This window comes from Niabella yanshanensis (genome assembly GCF_034424215.1).
GTDB classification, from domain to species: Bacteria; Bacteroidota; Bacteroidia; order Chitinophagales; family Chitinophagaceae; genus Niabella; species Niabella yanshanensis.
In genome coordinates this window covers 2166745-2182559 of the sequence record NZ_CP139960.1, presented here as the reverse complement: position 1 = coordinate 2182559, position 15815 = coordinate 2166745, and the positions used below count along the sequence as shown (strand labels likewise).

The window sequence follows — 15815 nt, the reverse complement described above, 5'->3', positions numbered from 1 at the left end:
TAGAAAAGATCTGACAGGAGTCATAACCAGCAGAGAATAGTGAAGCCCGTAATTGGCTTGTCTTGAAATAAATAGTAAGCGATATAGCGATTGTAAGCGTAAGTGTGCCTGGTCAGTAAGATGAAATGTATCTTGTAAGAGCGGATACTTTTGTCCGCGCTGGCTTGTATCTGATGGCAGGCATCAAATAAATATTTTATCTAGTCTGTGTAATGGGAGTGAGACCCAATAAGCATATTAAACCAACAGGATATGAAAATGGATATTTCCAATAAAGAGGATATAGAACTTGTAATGGTAAAGTTTTATGAGCAGGTAAAAGCTGATCCGGTAATTGGATTCTTTTTTTCTGAAGTAGTTCATGTAAACTGGCCATACCATATGCAAAAAATGTGCGCATTTTGGGAAAACGCTTTATTTTTTACCGGCGAGTACGAAGGTAATCCGATAGCTACGCATCGATATCTTAACAGGCTGCATACTACTACGCCAGCTCATTTTGCTCAGTGGATGAAGCTTTTCGAGGCTGCAGTGGATGGGCTTTTTGCCGGACCCCATGCTGATAAAATGAAGCAACGTTCAAAAGCCATTGCGGCTGTCATGATGGAAAAAATTTAGTGATGAGTCACCATTTTTTACTGATTATACATCTTCTTGCCGCTACTGTATGGGTAGGAGGACATCTTTACCTGTCGATTGGAATATTGCCGACAGTTTTACGAGACAGGAATGCCAGCCGGTTACTCCGATTTGAAAAAAGCTATGAACCGATAGGTATGACCGCATTAGTATTGCTGGTAATAACCGGTTTGTGGATGACGTTACAATTTGGCATTAGCTGGCATCAATGGCTGTCTTTTTCATCACCGGTTGAGCGCATCACATCAGCTAAAATTTTACTGCTTTTTTTAACGGTATTGCTGGCGGTAAGTGCACAAACCAGGGTGATCCCGCGACTTAAACAAAATCCTGCAAAGCTCCCTGAGATGGGGCTGCATATTGTGGCGGTAACTGTTATTGGCATTGCGATGCTGGTGTTAGGCTCCTTTGTGAGATATGGCGGCATTTGACGAGATGCTTCCTACCGGATCGTTGGCCTGGACCGTTTGGTGTTTTTTTTGCAGTTGAACTGAGCGATTACCAATCCCATTGCACTGGCCAGCAGCAGTAAGGCAGCACCGAAGAGCATTTCGTTGATAAAAGGAATGGGCCGGTACGCAAAGGCCGCGAGGCCCTGCAAACCCAGCAGTAGTTCATTTAACAGCACCCCTGATAAAAAACTGAATGCGGCTACTTTAGCGGTAGAGGTGGGGCGTATTATTTTCCTGCTTATCAGCAGCCCTATAAAGAACAAGCTGTATACGCCTAGCAATACAAGGTGCAGGTAGGCGATTATTATGGGACGGAAGCCAAACACTAACTGACTGACGGATGGGATTACCGATATAGCCTGCAGTACGAATTTTAATGTGAGCGCCAGGCCTGCTGCATAGAAGAACCAATTGATCCAGCTGGGTGCGGCAGTGGTTCTGATTTTTCTTGCAATAGACGCTGCTTTCACAAGTAGTGATATCCAGGCAGCCAGTTGCAGAATCGTAGCTGCTGCTGTCACGAAGTACAGCCAGGGCGGGAGCCTCGTCCATAGAAGGGAAAGGAAAAAGGTAGGTATAACGGTTATCGCAAAAAGTGTAAAATGTTTTTTAAAAGTCGGCAAATGCCCGTTTAAATGGGAAACTATCATTGCTACACTGCCGAAGAAGAACCAGCCGCTATATTGAAAATGAAGATAGAAGTAGATCGAACCCAGGTAAATCTGCTGATCGGGAATGTGGGTGATCATCAGGTAAGCAAGCGCAAAAGGTCCGGCCGACGAAAGCACATTGAGCAGCAAAGCTGCCTTCCACCAGGGTTTGACGGCATCGTTGATGGGGAGGTGTTTTTGATCTTTAAAGAAAAATAGGGCATACGTTACTGCGAGTGCAATCGACAATGTAGAGAAAGTGATCGAAGTAGCTTTGTACCCCTGTATCGTAAATGAAAACAACATGCCAAACGAGCAAATCAAATTCAGTCCCAGGAGTATCTTATACTTTTTGAAGGGGGCTGCAGCAATATGCCTGGCGAGGAATGCGGTCAGCCCGCAGTAAAGTATATGGCTTGTCCACCCGTTAAAAGCAAAGTGCGAGTGGGCATGTAAAAGATTCTTTTGCTCAAAGAAAGGAAAATGGAACGCGATTTTGTATCGCATTACAGCGCCATACAGGGCCACTATAGCCAGGTTAACGATACCCCAATAGAACCATTTGTGCAGACCGCTTTTCATCCGGTTAATAGTACAGTTTGTGATCTACGATTTTGACCATGCGTTTGGTCTTCATTTTCATAAGCGTCCGTATTACGGTTTCTACCCGTAACCCCGTAAAATCGGCTATTTGCTGCCGGGTATATGGTACCTGCTGCATGGTCCCGTAAGCATCAACGCATTTATTGGTTTTTAAAAAATGGGAGATTTTTTCCTCCGGCGTTTGCTGAACCCAGGTCTGGACTGCAGTAGCTTTTTTGTAAATGCGCCCCGCAAAAGTGTATATGAGCTTTTGGTTTAAGTCAGGGTAATCATGTAATATGCTTAGAAAGTGCTCCTTTCTGAGCTTTATTACAACGCTGTCTGTACATGCCTGGGCGGTACTGGGATATGCTTTTCCAAGCAGTAAAGGAGGTTCTCCAAAACTATGGCCATCTGTAAAAATACCCTGGGTCAGATCTTTGCCCTCGCTGTTGGTGGAAAACAGTTTTATAGAGCCGGATACTACCTGATAGAAATAATAGGGCATTGCATCTTCATGAAAAAGATAGCTGCCTTTCTCAAACTTCCTGGCTACACCACCGTAGGTGATCAGTATATCATAGTCTATGTGCATATGAATGGTATAAAGTGTTGCATGATACTTTATCAAGGGGGCACTTTTCGTAAAATCTTGCGTGTTCGCAGGTAAAAGATATTGTTACTGCAGAATGATGTACAGGAAGTTTAAATAATGCAGGCATTTTCAGGTGGCGCAGCATTGCTGAAAATAGCCTGCATCTGCAATTATTCAACAGTAAAGATTCCTTTCATCATAGCAGAGTGCCCTGGAAACGAGCATAGAAATTCGTAGTGGCCTTTGGCGGGGGCCGTAAATTCTATCGAATCCGATTCGCCGCCACCCACTACGCGGGTATGAGCAATGATGTCATTCTCTTTCCCCGCAGGTAAATAATCGGTTTCTTTTGAATTAATGGCAGCCGTTGCAAAAGCGGCCAGGTCAGCACCTTGAGCCAGCAGTATAAAATTATGACCCATCGCCGTTTTGGCCATTTTGCCGGTATGGTTCAGCGTTAATTTTACTGTTTGTCCTTCGTTTACTTTTATTTCGGCAAGATCAAACTTCATGTCGTCTCCGGCGTTCAAAGTGATGACAGCAACAGCAGGGTCTTCTGGTTGGCTTGCCCGTGTTTCCGTTACTTCAGGAACCGTTGTGCCGGTTGTGGCGGTTGAAGATGTGTCGGCATTGTTGCAAGCCGTTAGCAGGTGTCCGGAAATTGCAAAAAGAAATATTTTTTTCATTTTATAAATGAATTTAAATCGATGTGATGATAATTTATGCGTGATGAGCGTAAGCGGCTTCCAGTTCAATTGCTTTTGGGAAAAGGATATTGTTCTCCAGGTGGATATGCAGGTGAAGATCCTCCTCAAATTCTTTCAGCATGGCGAGCGTTACACGATACGTATTGCAGGCATCTGCCGGGGGTGTGTAATTATTAGTTAAGGCTGCGATTTTTCTGAACCGTTCCCCTTCGTTATCATGCTCGTTCATCATTACGCCGATGGGGTTTTGAATGGTTCCAAAAGGAGCGCTGCCCGGATCGCCTGAAAGTACCGTTCTTACGTAGGGAAATAAGATCATTTCTTCCTTTTTCATATGTTCGGTCAATTCTGAGGCAGAAGCTGCAAACAAATATTCCACCTGCAATAGTTCGGGATGATGATCGCCGTGAACCTTGGCTACCTTGTTCAAAAAGGGTGTGATATCCCCGATTCTTTTAGCTACATACCGGTGATGCTTTTTTTCTATATAGTCTGCCAGCAGATCGGGGGGCCAGGACTGATAGTCGACATTTTTGTCGCCCTGCGCAGCAGCTACCTGTTGTAACTCTTTAATAACTGCTTCGGGGTCCAAATGCTTTTTTTCGCAGGCATCCTGTATAGACCGGTTACCATTACAGCAGAAGTCTATACCATGACTTTTAAATACGGATGCAGTCCGGTAGTCTTCTGCTACCAACTCTCCCACTATGGTTTGTTGATTGATATTCATGATTTTTTTATTGATGTGTTAAAAAATGATTTGTATATTATACCAGCGGCGTAGCATTGTTGTCCCGGTAATAAGTTATTTTATATAAGAACATCGCTGCCATTTTATCGCCGCGCCATTTAGCTTCATCAGCTTTCTTGCCCTGAAAGTATTGGTCAATAGTGCCATGCCACAGCTGTAGCCAGGTATCAAAATGTATCTGGTCTACCGGCAGTTGTGCGTGAGGAGGGAACGGGCTTCCGAAATAAGTGTGGTCCTCCAGTAATATAGTTTGCCAGAAGCGGTACATTTTCTGCAGGTGCTCGGCCCAACGGTCACCGATGCGTTCATTGAAGATCGGACCTAAGAGGTCATTGCTCCTTACCGTAGCGTAAAAGCTGTCAACCAACAACTGTATATCTTCCAGGTTTTGTATATCGTTTTTAGCGTTCATATTATTGATAATAAAATACCTTTTTGTCTTTTATTTTTCTAAAAAAAACTATCGTTTTAAAAAAGTGAGCTGGCTCTCAAGTTCCCTGGTAAATGTACCGATGCGTGCTTTCTCTAACATACACTGAATACCCGCTCTTACCTTCTTAAACTCGTGGTGGATAGGACAGGGGTGCGATTCCGAACATTCCTTTAATCCCAGGCCACAACCATGAAATAGTTTATCGCCGTCAATAGTTCTTACAATATCAGCCAGTGAGGATTGTGCCGATTCCGCATCGTGGTAAAAACCACCGTTAGGGCCTTTTACAGACAGCACCAGGTTCTTCCGGCTAAGCTCCTGCAGGATCTTGGCGATAAAGTATTCAGGCGCCTCTATTCCCCTTGCAATATCTTTAATACCTACGCGCTCACCATCCCTTGATTTTTGAGCGATAAAGATCATAGCGCGTATAGCATATTCGCAGGTTTTCGAAAACATATGGACGAACTTTTATACTACGAAGGTACGAAGAAAAAATAATAAAAGATAAAAAACTCTTTTATTATTCTGGTGCTGTACAGGCGGAGATAAAATAGCCTGAATACTTGCGATATTCAGGCTGCTAACTATAAGAAAATGTTCCCGGCTAAGGGGCCGGTTGTTTTTGAGTAGTGGGACCCTCTACAGTAAGAATGCCTTTCGAAACTTTCATTTTATCAATAAAGACAACCCTTTCATCGCCGGTTTTGCTGGTACGGCCGTGGTATACGCATAACATGGTCTTCCCATCGGGCGACCAGGTAATGCTGTTGTGGCCTGTACCGGTTACAATGCCTCCTTTAGCAGTATTCTTTTGTAACACCGGATTGTTAGCCGCTTTTTTGAAAGGGCCCAGCGGACTTTTAGAAGTGGCATAGCCTACTGCATAGTTTTTCCCGCCAAAATAATTAGCCGAATACATCATGTAATAGGTATCTCCTTCTTTAAAAATAAAAGAGCCTTCTGTCCAGCGGCGATTTACTTCTTTCGAGGTTACAGAAAGGCTTTCCCATCCGGCCTGCGGGTCATTCATTTTAACAGGCGGGCGCAATAACAAAACCGGTTCGCCAATTACACCGCTAAAATCGGTTTTCAATTCCACTCCGTATACCCAGCTTTCTTCAATCTCCTGATACCATCCTTTTTTACGCGCCCATTTCGCTACATCACTTTCCACCGGATGTTTATAACAACATCTTGAATAATAGAGATAGGTTTTGCCGTTTGCTGCAAATAATACATTGGCATCAATGATAGGATAGCCGGGATCAAAAATAGGTTTATCCTGTATGTCAATAAACGGGCCTGTTGGCTGATCGGCTACCGCCACACCAATTTTAAAGTTCTCTTCCTCGTTATCAGGATTTACTTTCCAGTGGGCGCTATAAAACATGTAATACTTTCCGTTTCGTTCGTACACTTCGGGGGCCCAATAAGAGTGTGCTCCCCAGCCGTTTTTATTATTGCCAAAATAAACCTGCCCTTCACGTTTCCAGTCTACAAGATTGTCCGACGAGTAGGCCGCGAAACCATCTTTCGCTCCAGCTCCGGTGCCATACATAAAATATTGACCACCCGCAGTGCGCAGTATATAGGGGTCTCCAAATTGTACATCCAAAGGATTGCTGTAGGTTTTGCCGGTTTGAGCGTTTAGTGCCGTTATTAAAAGTAATGCAATGCCAAGCAGTGAAAATCGTTTCATGATCATGTCAATTTTTATGATAATAATTCTTTCTTCTGATGTTTTAAGAATTGTTTAAAAATAAGAAGTTCTGTTAATAGATTATGGAGCTCCGGCTAATTCATTCATGCTGAACCTGAGATCGCTGATCCGTCCCTGGTAGCTTTGCAGCCTGCCACTTAACTCCTGCCCCTGTAAAATACCGCAGGTAACGAAGCCATTACCTATTTTGGTCAGGTCTTTACCAAGCGATGCAGTAAGAACAGGGTGGTTATTAAATTGTATCGATAGGTTTCCGTCATCAGATAACTGCAGCCATAAATGTCCAGCTGTATCCTTAAGTAAAGCACTTTCTTTGATGCTGCTATCGCTTAATTGAATGCCTATTTTGCTGTTATAGGCAAACAGTCTGAAATTATTAAAATAGCTGCAAACAATGCCACCTTTATGGATGTCTTCCAGGTAGCCTGTAATGTGCAGCAGATCCGGGTTCCAGCGTTGACGGTTGAAGGATAGATCCATCGCGCTTCCTTTTTGGACCACCGTATAGCTGTTGTCAAAGAATTGCGGTAAAGTACCTTCCCTGATCATGGCTTCCGTCTCACCCTGTCTTTTTAATTCCTGGTCAAGCGTGGCCGACAGCTCCTTTAGCTTTTGATCAAACGCCGCGTTAGCAGCCAGGTTGTTGAACGACAGGCGGTCATTGTTTAAGTTGAAGAGCTCCTCGGGAGGACGATAGCTGTAGCGATCTAACAGAAACTTGGCTTTAGCATCGGTTCTGGCTTTTGCCATCCAGGAATCAAAATAGAATTCATTTCTTTCTACCTGATCAATATGTGTGATAAAGCGCAGGCCGGGATGGTAATTTCGTATATAATGAAACCCATCAGCTGTAACAACTGATCTTGCAGGTGTGTAGTTATACCAGAAATGAGGTTCCATAGAGGTCTCGGCAAAAATATAGGGATTGTGTTTTGTTGTTTTACCGGTAAGCACCTGCTTAAAAGATCGTCCATCCAGTTCTTTGCGCTCCCTGCCACCTGCAATATCAATCAACGTAGGTGTAAGATCAACCAGTGAGATCAGCGCGTCTGAAGTTGTACACTTTTTGATGTGGCCGGGCCAGCGTACTAATAAGGGAACCCTGATACCCTGGTCATAAACTGTCCATTTAGCCCCCGGAAACTGGGCGCCCTGGTCAGCCAGGAACATAAACATGGTATTTTGTGATTGGCCGGATCTATCTAATGCCTGCATTACTTCTCCCAACATTTTATCGGCTTCCCCAATACTTTGATAATAGGCAGCCAGTGCCTGTCGAGTTTCTTTGGTATCTGCCAGGTATCCCGGTAATTTCAGTTGAGATGGATTAAAGTCGCGGTTAGGAAACCACGGTACATGCGGTACCCATGGGGCTACTACCAGGCAAATGGGTTGTTCGGGATCTCGATTGAAATGCTGCTCTATGGCTTGCACCGTTTCCTTTTTCCGGTCCAGGCGGTTTTCAACCGGACTATACTGCCCGAACTCCTTCCCTATATGCTCAAAAGGAAAATTGTTCAGCGGCGCCATATGGATTTTACCTGAGATAATGACTCTGTATCCCTGTTGTTGCAAATAATGCGGAAGACTTTTAATACCGGCGCGAACCGTGAAATGATTCATTTGCGCGCCGTTCCTGAAAGGGTAAAGGCCTGTGAACATAGCACTGCGCGACGGCGTGCACATAGAGGAGGCCGCGTAGGCATTGGTAAATCGCATGCCTTCCCTTGCTAACTGATCCATATAGGGTGTCTTTACCTCGCGGTTGCCGTAAGCTCCGATATCCTGCTGGTTCAGGTCATCGGCGAGGAAGATGATCATATTAACTTTTTTTTGTGCGTGTAGCGGCGGTGCGAAAAGGCTGCAGACAAGCAGGGTTGTTACTGCAATGAGCAATCGAATTTTATGTTTGACTGTCGTCATATTGTTATAGCTAATATGAAAAGCAATACATCAATGGTATAATAGCTTATTGCTTCTTCCGGTTACCGGCAAAACTCAAAAGAATGTATAAAAAGCCGGATTTACTGGTCATCTTTTTATCTTTTTGTATCAGGTCGGGCAATAAAAAAGCCCCACTTATACGTGGAGCTTATATGATAGAAGTATCTGATTCTATGATTGAGCCTCAGCTATTGCTTCAACGCAACTTTTGTTAATCACGCGGGTGGCAAAGCCATCCGTTCCTAAACTCACATATAAAGAGCTTATTTTTAAAACTTCGTACACATTTTCAGAGCGTAATGGACCTGCAATTCTCACTCTGTCACCTACTTTCAATTTTTCCATATCATTAATTTTTATCAACACCGTAATATACCATTTTTATGCCAGTTTCTTGTGAAAGAATTCTTAAGATTGGCAAAACTGGTGTATTTGTTACGTTAACGTGACAAATGGACGTTTTCGGGGGGCGTGATAATGCTTAATGCCAGTAAGATAGAAAAGTAAAGGTGAGCCAACTACGGTCCTCATCTCCGGAATGTCTGGTTATTTCTACGAAGTTTTTTATTCATTTCGTTCACTAAACTCTCAACCAGGACTCTTGCATCCTTATGTTTTAACAGAGGAGCTGCTTGTCCTGCCCAGTAAGATTTAATGTCCGGGTTTGAATCAGCAGTTGCCGGGTAGGCTTTCATGAAACCCATAAATTTACCTTGCAGGGGGTAAGGGGCGAGTATATGTTCATAAGATTTTAATTCATCTGTGAGTCTGTTACGCAATCCTCTTGAAAGCCGGCCGGTAAATATCTTCGTTAGCGTAGTGTACCTGGCGTCAGAAGAAAACAATCGCTCTTTGTGCTCTTGTGTTGCATTGGACTGTGCAGTTGCTAAAAAGGCTGTTCCTATTTGTGCAGCATCAGCCCCCAATGTTAATGCGGCATATAGCCCTCTTGCATCTGCTATCCCTCCTGCTGCTATTGTTGGAATTTTTACCGCATCTGCTACTTGTGGTATTAACGCAAATGTGCCGGTCAGCGAATCTTCTGCTGACTGTAAAAATGAAACCCGGTGCCCCCCTGCTTCAAATCCGGTGGCTACAATAGCGTCCGCACCTGCGTTTTGCAAAGCTATAGCTTCGTCAACGGTTGTTGCAGCGCCAATCGTTTTTATCCCAAGTTGTCTGCATTTTTCTAAAATGCTTTGAGAAGGAATACCGTAAACAAAACTGAATACAGCTGGTTTTACTTCAAATATAGCTTCTACCTGGTCTTCAAATTTTGGCCCGAGGTCTGTTGGCATATCTGGAATTGATAAACCAAGTTCATCAAAATAGGGTTTAAATACTGCCGTAAGTTTTTTGTAATTATCATTGTCGAAGCTATCTAAACGGCCGTCACGGTCGTTCACCCATAAATTAATATTGAATGGTTTGTTAGTATGTTTTCGTATTTCACGACCAGTTTGGATAATTTCCTCTGCGGAAAAAGGTTGTCCGCCGAAGGAGCCCAGTGCTCCGGCATTTGAAACCGTACTTGTAAGCTTTACCGATGACAAGCCGCCACCGAAAGGGCCCTGAACTATCGGGAAGTCTATTCCCAGTAGTTTTGTGAGTTTTGTTTCATTCCACATTTTCTTTTTGTTTTTTACGTGTGAATCAGCAGCAGTACTTCGAAATGAGCTGCCTAATGCGCCGGTTAACGCGAGGGTTTAAGAACAGTTCCTCTCTTTATCTTTTAAACCTTTTGTGCTACCAGCTTAAATTGTAGATCGAAATTGTCATAAATCAGTTTATCGCTAAGATTGTCGATAAATTTTCCCGAGCCATAACGGATATTGTAAATTGTTCTGTCAATAACTATTTCACCCAGTGAATATAAATGGTCGGTAAATATTTCAACTTTTGCGTCGAAACTGATTGGATGTGTAATGTCTTTTATGGTAAGGTCGCCACTTACTTTTAATTGGTTGTTTCCTGTCTCTTGAGAGCCTGTAATTCCCAGTTTTGCAGTTTTGAATTTGTCTACAGAAAAGAAATCATCATTTTGCAGGTGCGCTAAAAAAATCGCTGTTGGTTTTCATGTCTTCGATGTCGGTAATTACAATAGAAGTCATATCTATTTTGATTTCGCCGCCAGTGATCAAGCCGTTGGTAAGCTCAAGGAAGCCGCTTTCTACATTTATCTTTCCCGTATGTAATCCGAGTATTTTTTTTCCTGTCCAGTTAACGGTGCTGGCCGCGTTTTGAATTTGAAATTTTGCCATTATTTTTTATTTTAAATGATGGTACAAAATTCCGGAGCCCCGGGGTGACGGGAAAGGACATGGCTCACAATTTTAATGTGAGGTATATCACATTATTTGGAAGTAGCGTTGAGGCGGCTAAGGGTTTCTCTTGTTACTCCTAAATAAGAAGCTATTAAATGTTTGGGAACTTTTTGAAAAAGCTGGGGATATTGTTCCAGCAGGTTGTTATATCGTTCTTTTGCATTATTGCTGATCAGCGAAAGAATGCGTTGTTGCAACGCAACATTTCGTGTGTTGGTTTTCTTTCTGAAAAAATGTTCGATCTTATGCATTTCAGAACATAATTTTTCTCTGTTTTCGTAAGACAGGCAGAGTACTTCAGTGTCTTCTATGCAATCAATATCCATCGTGGCGGTCATTTGATTATAATAAGCCTGGTAGTCTGTGATCCACCAGTCCTGCATGCCAAACTGTATAATATGAATTTTACCTTCGTTATCGGTGTGATAAGATTTTATACAGCCGTTTAAAATGAAATAGTCAAACTTAACCGGTTGCCCGTTTTGCACTAAAAACTGATGCTTCCTGAATTTTCTTTCAGTGAAATGGGATAAAATATATTCAAATTCTTCATTTGAAAGCGGCGTAATTTTTTCTAACTGATGTCTTAAGAGCGTACTCATTTATTGTTAAGCTATTTTTAACCGGTTGAGTTCATTAAAAAAACGGCTCCTAGATCCACAACTTTTTGAATTGATCCTTGATCCCCAACTTTGGTATTGCCCACATAAAAATAACTCAAACAAAAAAAGCAGCTACAAATTATTGTAACTGCTTTTTTTGTTTTGTGGGAGTTGACGGGCTCGAACCGCCGACCCTCTGCTTGTAAGGCAGATGCTCTGAACCAACTGAGCTAAACTCCCTTTTGTTTTCCCTTTGTTCGTAATTGGGAGTGCAAATATAAGAGCCGATTTGTTACCAGCAAAAAAAAATACAGATTTTTTTTGCAAATTGCAGTCATGTCAAATTATTACTGCGAGTTTGTGAAAGGAAAGGGTAAGGGAACGGTGCATGAGCATTATCATGACCATGAATATGGATTTCCTATGCATTCGGATAACGAACTTTTTGCCCGACTGGTGCTGGAGATCAACCAGGCCGGTTTGAGCTGGGAAACTATCCTGAAAAAGAAAGACAATTTTTACGAGGCCTTCGACCAGTTCGATATTGAAAAAGTAAGCCGGTACAAGCAAAAGAAGTTTGACGCATTGATGCTGGATGCGGGTATTATCCGGAACCGGTTGAAAATAAATGCAGCAATAGAAAACGCCAAAACAATCAAAGGACTGCAGAAGGAATTCGGCTCTTTTAAAAACTGGCTCGACCAGCACCATCCTAAAACCAAAGAAGAATGGATGAAATTGTTTAAAAGAACTTTTAAATTTACCGGCGGCGAAATTGTAAACGAGTTTTTAATGAGCACGGGCTATTTGCCGGGTTGTCATAGCGAAACCTGTCCTACCTATAAAAAGATAGCCAGGTTAAAGCCGATGTGGATGAAAATTAAGGGTTAGTGTGTTTGGGTAAGAAGGAATCGTCCGGTCTGCATTTTTATCATTTAATATTTTACATTTTACACTATCTTGTAGTCCTTCACTAAATCAATACAATGTCTGCTGAAAAGTTTAAACAGTCCTTAAGCCTTTTTGATGGTACCATGATCGTTGCCGGATCTATGATTGGTTCCGGTATTTTTATAGTTAGTGCAGACATGACCCGAAGCGTGGGAAGCTCAGGCTGGCTCATTGCTTTATGGATCATTACAGGTCTGATGACTGTCTTTGCTGCCGTAACTTATGGAGAGTTATCATCTATGTTTCCTAAAGCGGGAGGGCAATATGTTTACTTAAAAGAGGCTTATAATCCTTTTACAGGTTTTTTATATGGCTGGAGTTTTTTCTCAGTAATACAAACCGGAACTATTGCCGCCGTAGGGGTGGCTTTCAGCAAGTTTGCAGGTTACTTTATACCGGCTTTAACCCTGGCTGATGAAAATATTATTTTCCAGGCAGGTTGGTTTAAGTTGTACCCCGCACAGCTGGTTTCTATTGCATTGATTATCTTTCTCACTTATGTGAATACGAGGGGCGTGAAGGAAGGCAAGGTCATACAGTCTGTATTTACAGTAGTAAAATTGTTTTCCCTTTTTGGCTTAATGTTATTTGGTTTTTTACTGGCAGCCAAGGCCGATATCTGGAATAATAACTGGAGTAATGCCTTTGATTTTAAGTTTACAGAAGCGGTAAAAGATGAAACAGGCAATCAAATTGGATGGTCATTATTTAAGGAGCCCTCTTCCATATTTCTTGCCATAGGTCTGATCAGCTCGGCTATGGTAGGGTCCGTTTTTAGCAGTGTCGCCTGGGAGAATGTAACTTTTATCGCAGGGGAGATTAAGAATCCCAAGAAAAATGTAGGGTTAAGCCTGTTCCTTGGTACGCTAATCGTAATTATTATCTATGTATTGACCAATGTGATGTACACCGCAGTGCTGCCCCTCACGCCGGCAGCATCAGCAGGAGCAGCGGCTTATGCAACGGAGGTGTCAGATCCAAACATTGCTTTTGCTGTGCAGGACCGTGTTGCTACAGCAGCGTCCACCAATATATTTGGTACTTATGGTACTGCCATTATTGCTATCATGATCATGATCTCGACCTTTGGCTGCAATAATGGCCTGGTGCTCACCGGTGCAAGGGTATTTTACACCATGGCCCAGGATAAATTATTCCTGCCGCAGGCAGCTGGCTTAAATAAGAATGCTGTTCCCGCCTGGGGATTGTGGGCACAGTGCATCTGGGCCAGTTTGCTGTGTTTAAGTGGCAAGTACGGGCTGCTGCTCGATTACGTAGTGTTCATTACCCTGATCTTTTACATACTCACTATTTTAGCAGTATTCCGCCTGCGTAAAACCAGGCCGGATGCGGAACGGCCTTATAAAGCTTTTGGCTATCCTTTTATACCCATTGTTTATATTCTAATGGCAGGCACTATGGCATTGGGATTATTGTTCTACAAACCTACCACCTCATTGTTTGGTTTGGTGATCGTGGCGATTGGTATCCCAATTTATTATGTGTTTATGAGCAGGAATAAGGCAGTAGAATAGATGCACGGTTACTTAAATACTGGAAATTTTGAAACAAATTAATGGTATTGATTAGCCCAATAACTGTTAGCATTCTCTGTTAGATCTAATATGTCAGTTGTGTCGATTGAGTATAGGATTAAAGCAGCATTTCTCACTGTTTTGAAGTAGTTAAACGTATTGCAGAACTTGATAAGAAGTTGGGTGAAACTATTATCCGGAAATGCTGCAGCCTTTAATTGAAAATATAGTTTAAGTAAATATCGATAGGCCGCTATGATGAAGTTTCACCAGAGATGCAAAAGCGGCTTACCCATTGATAAAACCAGGGAGTTCTTAACCAGCCTGCACGGAGCGGAGGAATGCTTTTGATTTGGTAATTACGATGCATAAGGAGATCTTTCAAAACAGATGGTACTACTAATAAAGACTGTTACACTTTTGGCCAGGAGATCCTGGCGCCCTGCAACGGGGAAGTGGTGCTGGTGGTTGATGGCGTAAAGACAATGTATCCGAAACGATAAACCCGGTTTATGTGCCAGGCAATTCGGCAATTCATCTGAACCACATCTGCATTTCCATATTCAAAATGCAGAAGATATGAATACAGCAACAGGTATTAAATGTTACTTTGATAAGATCATAGTAAATGGAGAAACAAAAGCCGACTATTCGCCTATTCAAAAAGATAAATTAGTAATGGCAAATAAAAGCTGTTCGCCATATTAAATTGAAAGAAATGGAAATCATATACTGGCGGGTTTTATTTTTTTGCCTGATACCAATAGGGATTTTTCTTTTGATAAAAGGTATTCGACTGGTTGGGAAATCTCTAAGCGGTACGGTTCTTTTAGAGATTCCCTACCTGCAGAAGACCGGACAATTTACAGTTGTTAAAGCAGGATATTTTTCGATCTGGCAAAAAGGTACTTTACTGAAACGGACGCCTGTTGATCAATTCAGGCCTTATGTTTATAATGAACTAACCAATGAGACTTTAATGCTCAACTTTTCTTTAATGCGCCCACAGGTTAATAGCTTTTCAGCAGGGCGTATCCAGATAGCTACCTTTCGTGCTGAGCCGGGCAATTACAAGTTGGAATTAGGGCATGGAACGAGTTTGTCGAAATGGGAAAGCTTGTTAGCGAACGCTGTACTGTTCCCGAAAATTGATTTAACGAAATACTTTATAGAAGTTAGAACTTCGCAGTCGCCGTTATTTATTTTCCTGGCGATTCCCTTGATATTACTGGGTGCCTTTGGGATTATATGCGGGGTAGTACTGGGGTTACTGGCTGATCAAATAGTAAAATAAAAGAGCATGTTAATGTCGCAAGACTATAAAATACCTGTCTACATCTGACCGGCCTGGTTTTCGAAATTGGGAATCGGCTGATATCAATCCTGTGGTTCAGATAAATGCTGATATGCAGGTCATGGAGTTCTTTCCATGCATGGCAACGAAAGAGCAAACGGCACAATTCATTGAACGGATGAAAAGCCAGTTTGAACAGAATGCGTTTTGCTATTTCGCAGTTGATCAACTTTCAACGGAGCATTTATTGATTTATAGGACTCTCCGAATAAACTTATGATGCTGACTTTACGCCATGTATTGACATCGATTGGCGATTAAAAAGCCGTGATTGGGGTAAGGGATTGGCAACGGAGGGCGCGGGACGATGCCTCGAATATGCGTTTAAGGATTTGGCGTTTGAACAGGTATATGCGATAGCTCCTAAAATCAATGTGAAATCGCAGCATATCATGACTAAGATTGGGATGAAAAAGGAATACGAATTTTCACATCCTTTATTATCCAATGATGAACGATTGAAAACTTGCGTGCTGAATAAAATCGGGAATCCGTCGATCCTATCTATATAGGATTAAAGACTTTCTGCAATGTAATAGTAACAGTTGTTAGTATGGCGACTACTCTGAATGC

Annotated in this window: 20 protein-coding genes and 1 tRNA gene; 7 read left to right on the top strand and 14 right to left on the bottom strand. The window is 42.4% G+C overall.

The window, feature by feature from the left end; all coding sequences use genetic code 11:
• Positions 1-252: 252 nt before the first annotated feature.
• Together U0035_RS08780 and U0035_RS08775 are read left to right on the top strand one after the other, a co-directional pair.
• Positions 253-618 (top strand): group III truncated hemoglobin, encoded by a 366-nt coding sequence (locus U0035_RS08780; protein WP_114789619.1) that lies wholly within the window; start codon positions 253-255, stop codon positions 616-618.
• Positions 619-620: 2 nt separating this feature from the next.
• Entirely contained in the window at positions 621-1070 is a 450-nt protein-coding gene (locus U0035_RS08775) for a CopD family protein (RefSeq protein WP_211316349.1), read from the top strand.
• A gap of 11 nt (positions 1071-1081) precedes the next feature.
• Here the strand turns inward: U0035_RS08775 and U0035_RS08770 are convergent, their stop codons facing one another.
• The 14 genes from U0035_RS08770 to U0035_RS08710 form a co-directional block, all read right to left on the bottom strand.
• Positions 1082-2323 (bottom strand): hypothetical protein, encoded by a 1242-nt coding sequence (locus U0035_RS08770; RefSeq protein WP_114789617.1) that lies wholly within the window; start codon positions 2321-2323, stop codon positions 1082-1084.
• Positions 2324-2327: 4 nt separating this feature from the next.
• Positions 2328-2918: a Crp/Fnr family transcriptional regulator gene (locus U0035_RS08765; protein WP_114789616.1), complete on the bottom strand. Its 591-nt coding sequence runs from the start codon at positions 2916-2918 to the stop codon at positions 2328-2330.
• Between the two features lie 170 nt (positions 2919-3088).
• Positions 3089-3604 carry an azurin gene (gene azu / locus U0035_RS08760; protein ID WP_114789615.1) on the bottom strand — a complete coding sequence of 172 codons (516 nt, stop codon included), beginning with the start codon at positions 3602-3604 and terminating at the stop codon, positions 3089-3091.
• Between the two features lie 34 nt (positions 3605-3638).
• Positions 3639-4355, bottom strand: a complete 717-nt coding sequence (gene ric / locus U0035_RS08755; RefSeq protein ID WP_114789614.1) for an iron-sulfur cluster repair di-iron protein — start codon at positions 4353-4355, stop codon at positions 3639-3641.
• Positions 4356-4392: 37 nt separating this feature from the next.
• Positions 4393-4788 carry a group III truncated hemoglobin gene (locus U0035_RS08750; RefSeq protein ID WP_114789613.1) on the bottom strand — a complete coding sequence of 132 codons (396 nt, stop codon included), beginning with the start codon at positions 4786-4788 and terminating at the stop codon, positions 4393-4395.
• Positions 4789-4836: 48 nt separating this feature from the next.
• Positions 4837-5268 (bottom strand): RrF2 family transcriptional regulator, encoded by a 432-nt coding sequence (locus U0035_RS08745; RefSeq protein WP_114789612.1) that lies wholly within the window; start codon positions 5266-5268, stop codon positions 4837-4839.
• 148 nt (positions 5269-5416) lie between these two features.
• Positions 5417-6511 (bottom strand): glycoside hydrolase family 43 protein, encoded by a 1095-nt coding sequence (locus U0035_RS08740; RefSeq protein WP_114789611.1) that lies wholly within the window; start codon positions 6509-6511, stop codon positions 5417-5419.
• An 81-nt stretch (positions 6512-6592) separates the two neighbouring features.
• Positions 6593-8353 (bottom strand): sulfatase family protein, encoded by a 1761-nt coding sequence (locus U0035_RS08735; RefSeq protein WP_245957617.1) that lies wholly within the window; start codon positions 8351-8353, stop codon positions 6593-6595.
• 294 nt (positions 8354-8647) lie between these two features.
• Positions 8648-8821: a hypothetical protein gene (locus U0035_RS08730; RefSeq protein ID WP_162817766.1), complete on the bottom strand. Its 174-nt coding sequence runs from the start codon at positions 8819-8821 to the stop codon at positions 8648-8650.
• A gap of 182 nt (positions 8822-9003) precedes the next feature.
• Complete coding sequence (locus U0035_RS08725; protein WP_114789609.1) at positions 9004-10104, bottom strand: NAD(P)H-dependent flavin oxidoreductase; 1101 nt, start codon at positions 10102-10104, stop codon at positions 9004-9006.
• A gap of 104 nt (positions 10105-10208) precedes the next feature.
• On the bottom strand, positions 10209-10469 hold the full coding sequence (locus U0035_RS22950) for a YceI family protein (protein ID WP_394365418.1): 261 nt from the start codon (positions 10467-10469) through the stop codon (positions 10209-10211).
• A 43-nt stretch (positions 10470-10512) separates the two neighbouring features.
• Positions 10513-10737, bottom strand: a complete 225-nt coding sequence (locus U0035_RS08720) for a hypothetical protein (protein ID WP_211316348.1) — start codon at positions 10735-10737, stop codon at positions 10513-10515.
• Positions 10738-10829: 92 nt separating this feature from the next.
• Positions 10830-11402, bottom strand: coding sequence for a Crp/Fnr family transcriptional regulator (locus tag U0035_RS08715; protein ID WP_114789608.1), 573 nt, complete (start codon positions 11400-11402; stop codon positions 10830-10832).
• Between the two features lie 165 nt (positions 11403-11567).
• Positions 11568-11642 (bottom strand) — tRNA-Val (locus U0035_RS08710).
• A 96-nt stretch (positions 11643-11738) separates the two neighbouring features.
• Here U0035_RS08710 and U0035_RS08705 point away from each other — a divergent pair.
• From U0035_RS08705 to U0035_RS22940, 5 genes are all read left to right on the top strand, one after another.
• Complete coding sequence (locus U0035_RS08705; RefSeq protein WP_114789607.1) at positions 11739-12293, top strand: DNA-3-methyladenine glycosylase I; 555 nt, start codon at positions 11739-11741, stop codon at positions 12291-12293.
• A gap of 95 nt (positions 12294-12388) precedes the next feature.
• Positions 12389-13888 carry an APC family permease gene (locus tag U0035_RS08700; protein ID WP_211316347.1) on the top strand — a complete coding sequence of 500 codons (1500 nt, stop codon included), beginning with the start codon at positions 12389-12391 and terminating at the stop codon, positions 13886-13888.
• Positions 13889-14606: 718 nt separating this feature from the next.
• Positions 14607-15182, top strand: a complete 576-nt coding sequence (locus U0035_RS08695; protein WP_114789605.1) for a hypothetical protein — start codon at positions 14607-14609, stop codon at positions 15180-15182.
• Between the two features lie 25 nt (positions 15183-15207).
• On the top strand, positions 15208-15462 hold the full coding sequence (locus U0035_RS22945) for a GNAT family N-acetyltransferase (protein WP_394365417.1): 255 nt from the start codon (positions 15208-15210) through the stop codon (positions 15460-15462).
• Between the two features lie 19 nt (positions 15463-15481).
• Positions 15482-15754, top strand: coding sequence for a GNAT family N-acetyltransferase (locus U0035_RS22940; RefSeq protein WP_211316357.1), 273 nt, complete (start codon positions 15482-15484; stop codon positions 15752-15754).
• The last annotated feature ends 61 nt before the right edge of the window (positions 15755-15815 follow it).

Bases quoted from the DNA above. Each gene is read 5' to 3' on its own strand.
- U0035_RS08780 (WP_114789619.1), top strand. From the start codon at position 253: ATGAAAATGGATATTTCCAATAAAGAGGATATAGAACTTGTAATGGTA.
- U0035_RS08775 (WP_211316349.1), top strand. From the start codon at position 621: ATGAGTCACCATTTTTTACTGATTATACATCTTCTTGCCGCTACTGTA.
- U0035_RS08770 (WP_114789617.1), bottom strand. From the start codon at position 2,323: ATGAAAAGCGGTCTGCACAAATGGTTCTATTGGGGTATCGTTAACCTG.
- U0035_RS08765 (WP_114789616.1), bottom strand. From the start codon at position 2,918: ATGCACATAGACTATGATATACTGATCACCTACGGTGGTGTAGCCAGG.
- azu (WP_114789615.1), bottom strand. From the start codon at position 3,604: ATGAAAAAAATATTTCTTTTTGCAATTTCCGGACACCTGCTAACGGCT.
- ric (WP_114789614.1), bottom strand. From the start codon at position 4,355: ATGAATATCAATCAACAAACCATAGTGGGAGAGTTGGTAGCAGAAGAC.
- U0035_RS08750 (WP_114789613.1), bottom strand. From the start codon at position 4,788: ATGAACGCTAAAAACGATATACAAAACCTGGAAGATATACAGTTGTTG.
- U0035_RS08745 (WP_114789612.1), bottom strand. From the start codon at position 5,268: ATGTTTTCGAAAACCTGCGAATATGCTATACGCGCTATGATCTTTATC.
- U0035_RS08740 (WP_114789611.1), bottom strand. From the start codon at position 6,511: ATGAAACGATTTTCACTGCTTGGCATTGCATTACTTTTAATAACGGCA.
- U0035_RS08735 (WP_245957617.1), bottom strand. From the start codon at position 8,353: ATGATCATCTTCCTCGCCGATGACCTGAACCAGCAGGATATCGGAGCT.
- U0035_RS08730 (WP_162817766.1), bottom strand. From the start codon at position 8,821: ATGGAAAAATTGAAAGTAGGTGACAGAGTGAGAATTGCAGGTCCATTA.
- U0035_RS08725 (WP_114789609.1), bottom strand. From the start codon at position 10,104: ATGTGGAATGAAACAAAACTCACAAAACTACTGGGAATAGACTTCCCG.
- U0035_RS08720 (WP_211316348.1), bottom strand. From the start codon at position 10,737: ATGGCAAAATTTCAAATTCAAAACGCGGCCAGCACCGTTAACTGGACA.
- U0035_RS08715 (WP_114789608.1), bottom strand. From the start codon at position 11,402: ATGAGTACGCTCTTAAGACATCAGTTAGAAAAAATTACGCCGCTTTCA.
- U0035_RS08705 (WP_114789607.1), top strand. From the start codon at position 11,739: ATGTCAAATTATTACTGCGAGTTTGTGAAAGGAAAGGGTAAGGGAACG.
- U0035_RS08700 (WP_211316347.1), top strand. From the start codon at position 12,389: ATGTCTGCTGAAAAGTTTAAACAGTCCTTAAGCCTTTTTGATGGTACC.
- U0035_RS08695 (WP_114789605.1), top strand. From the start codon at position 14,607: ATGGAAATCATATACTGGCGGGTTTTATTTTTTTGCCTGATACCAATA.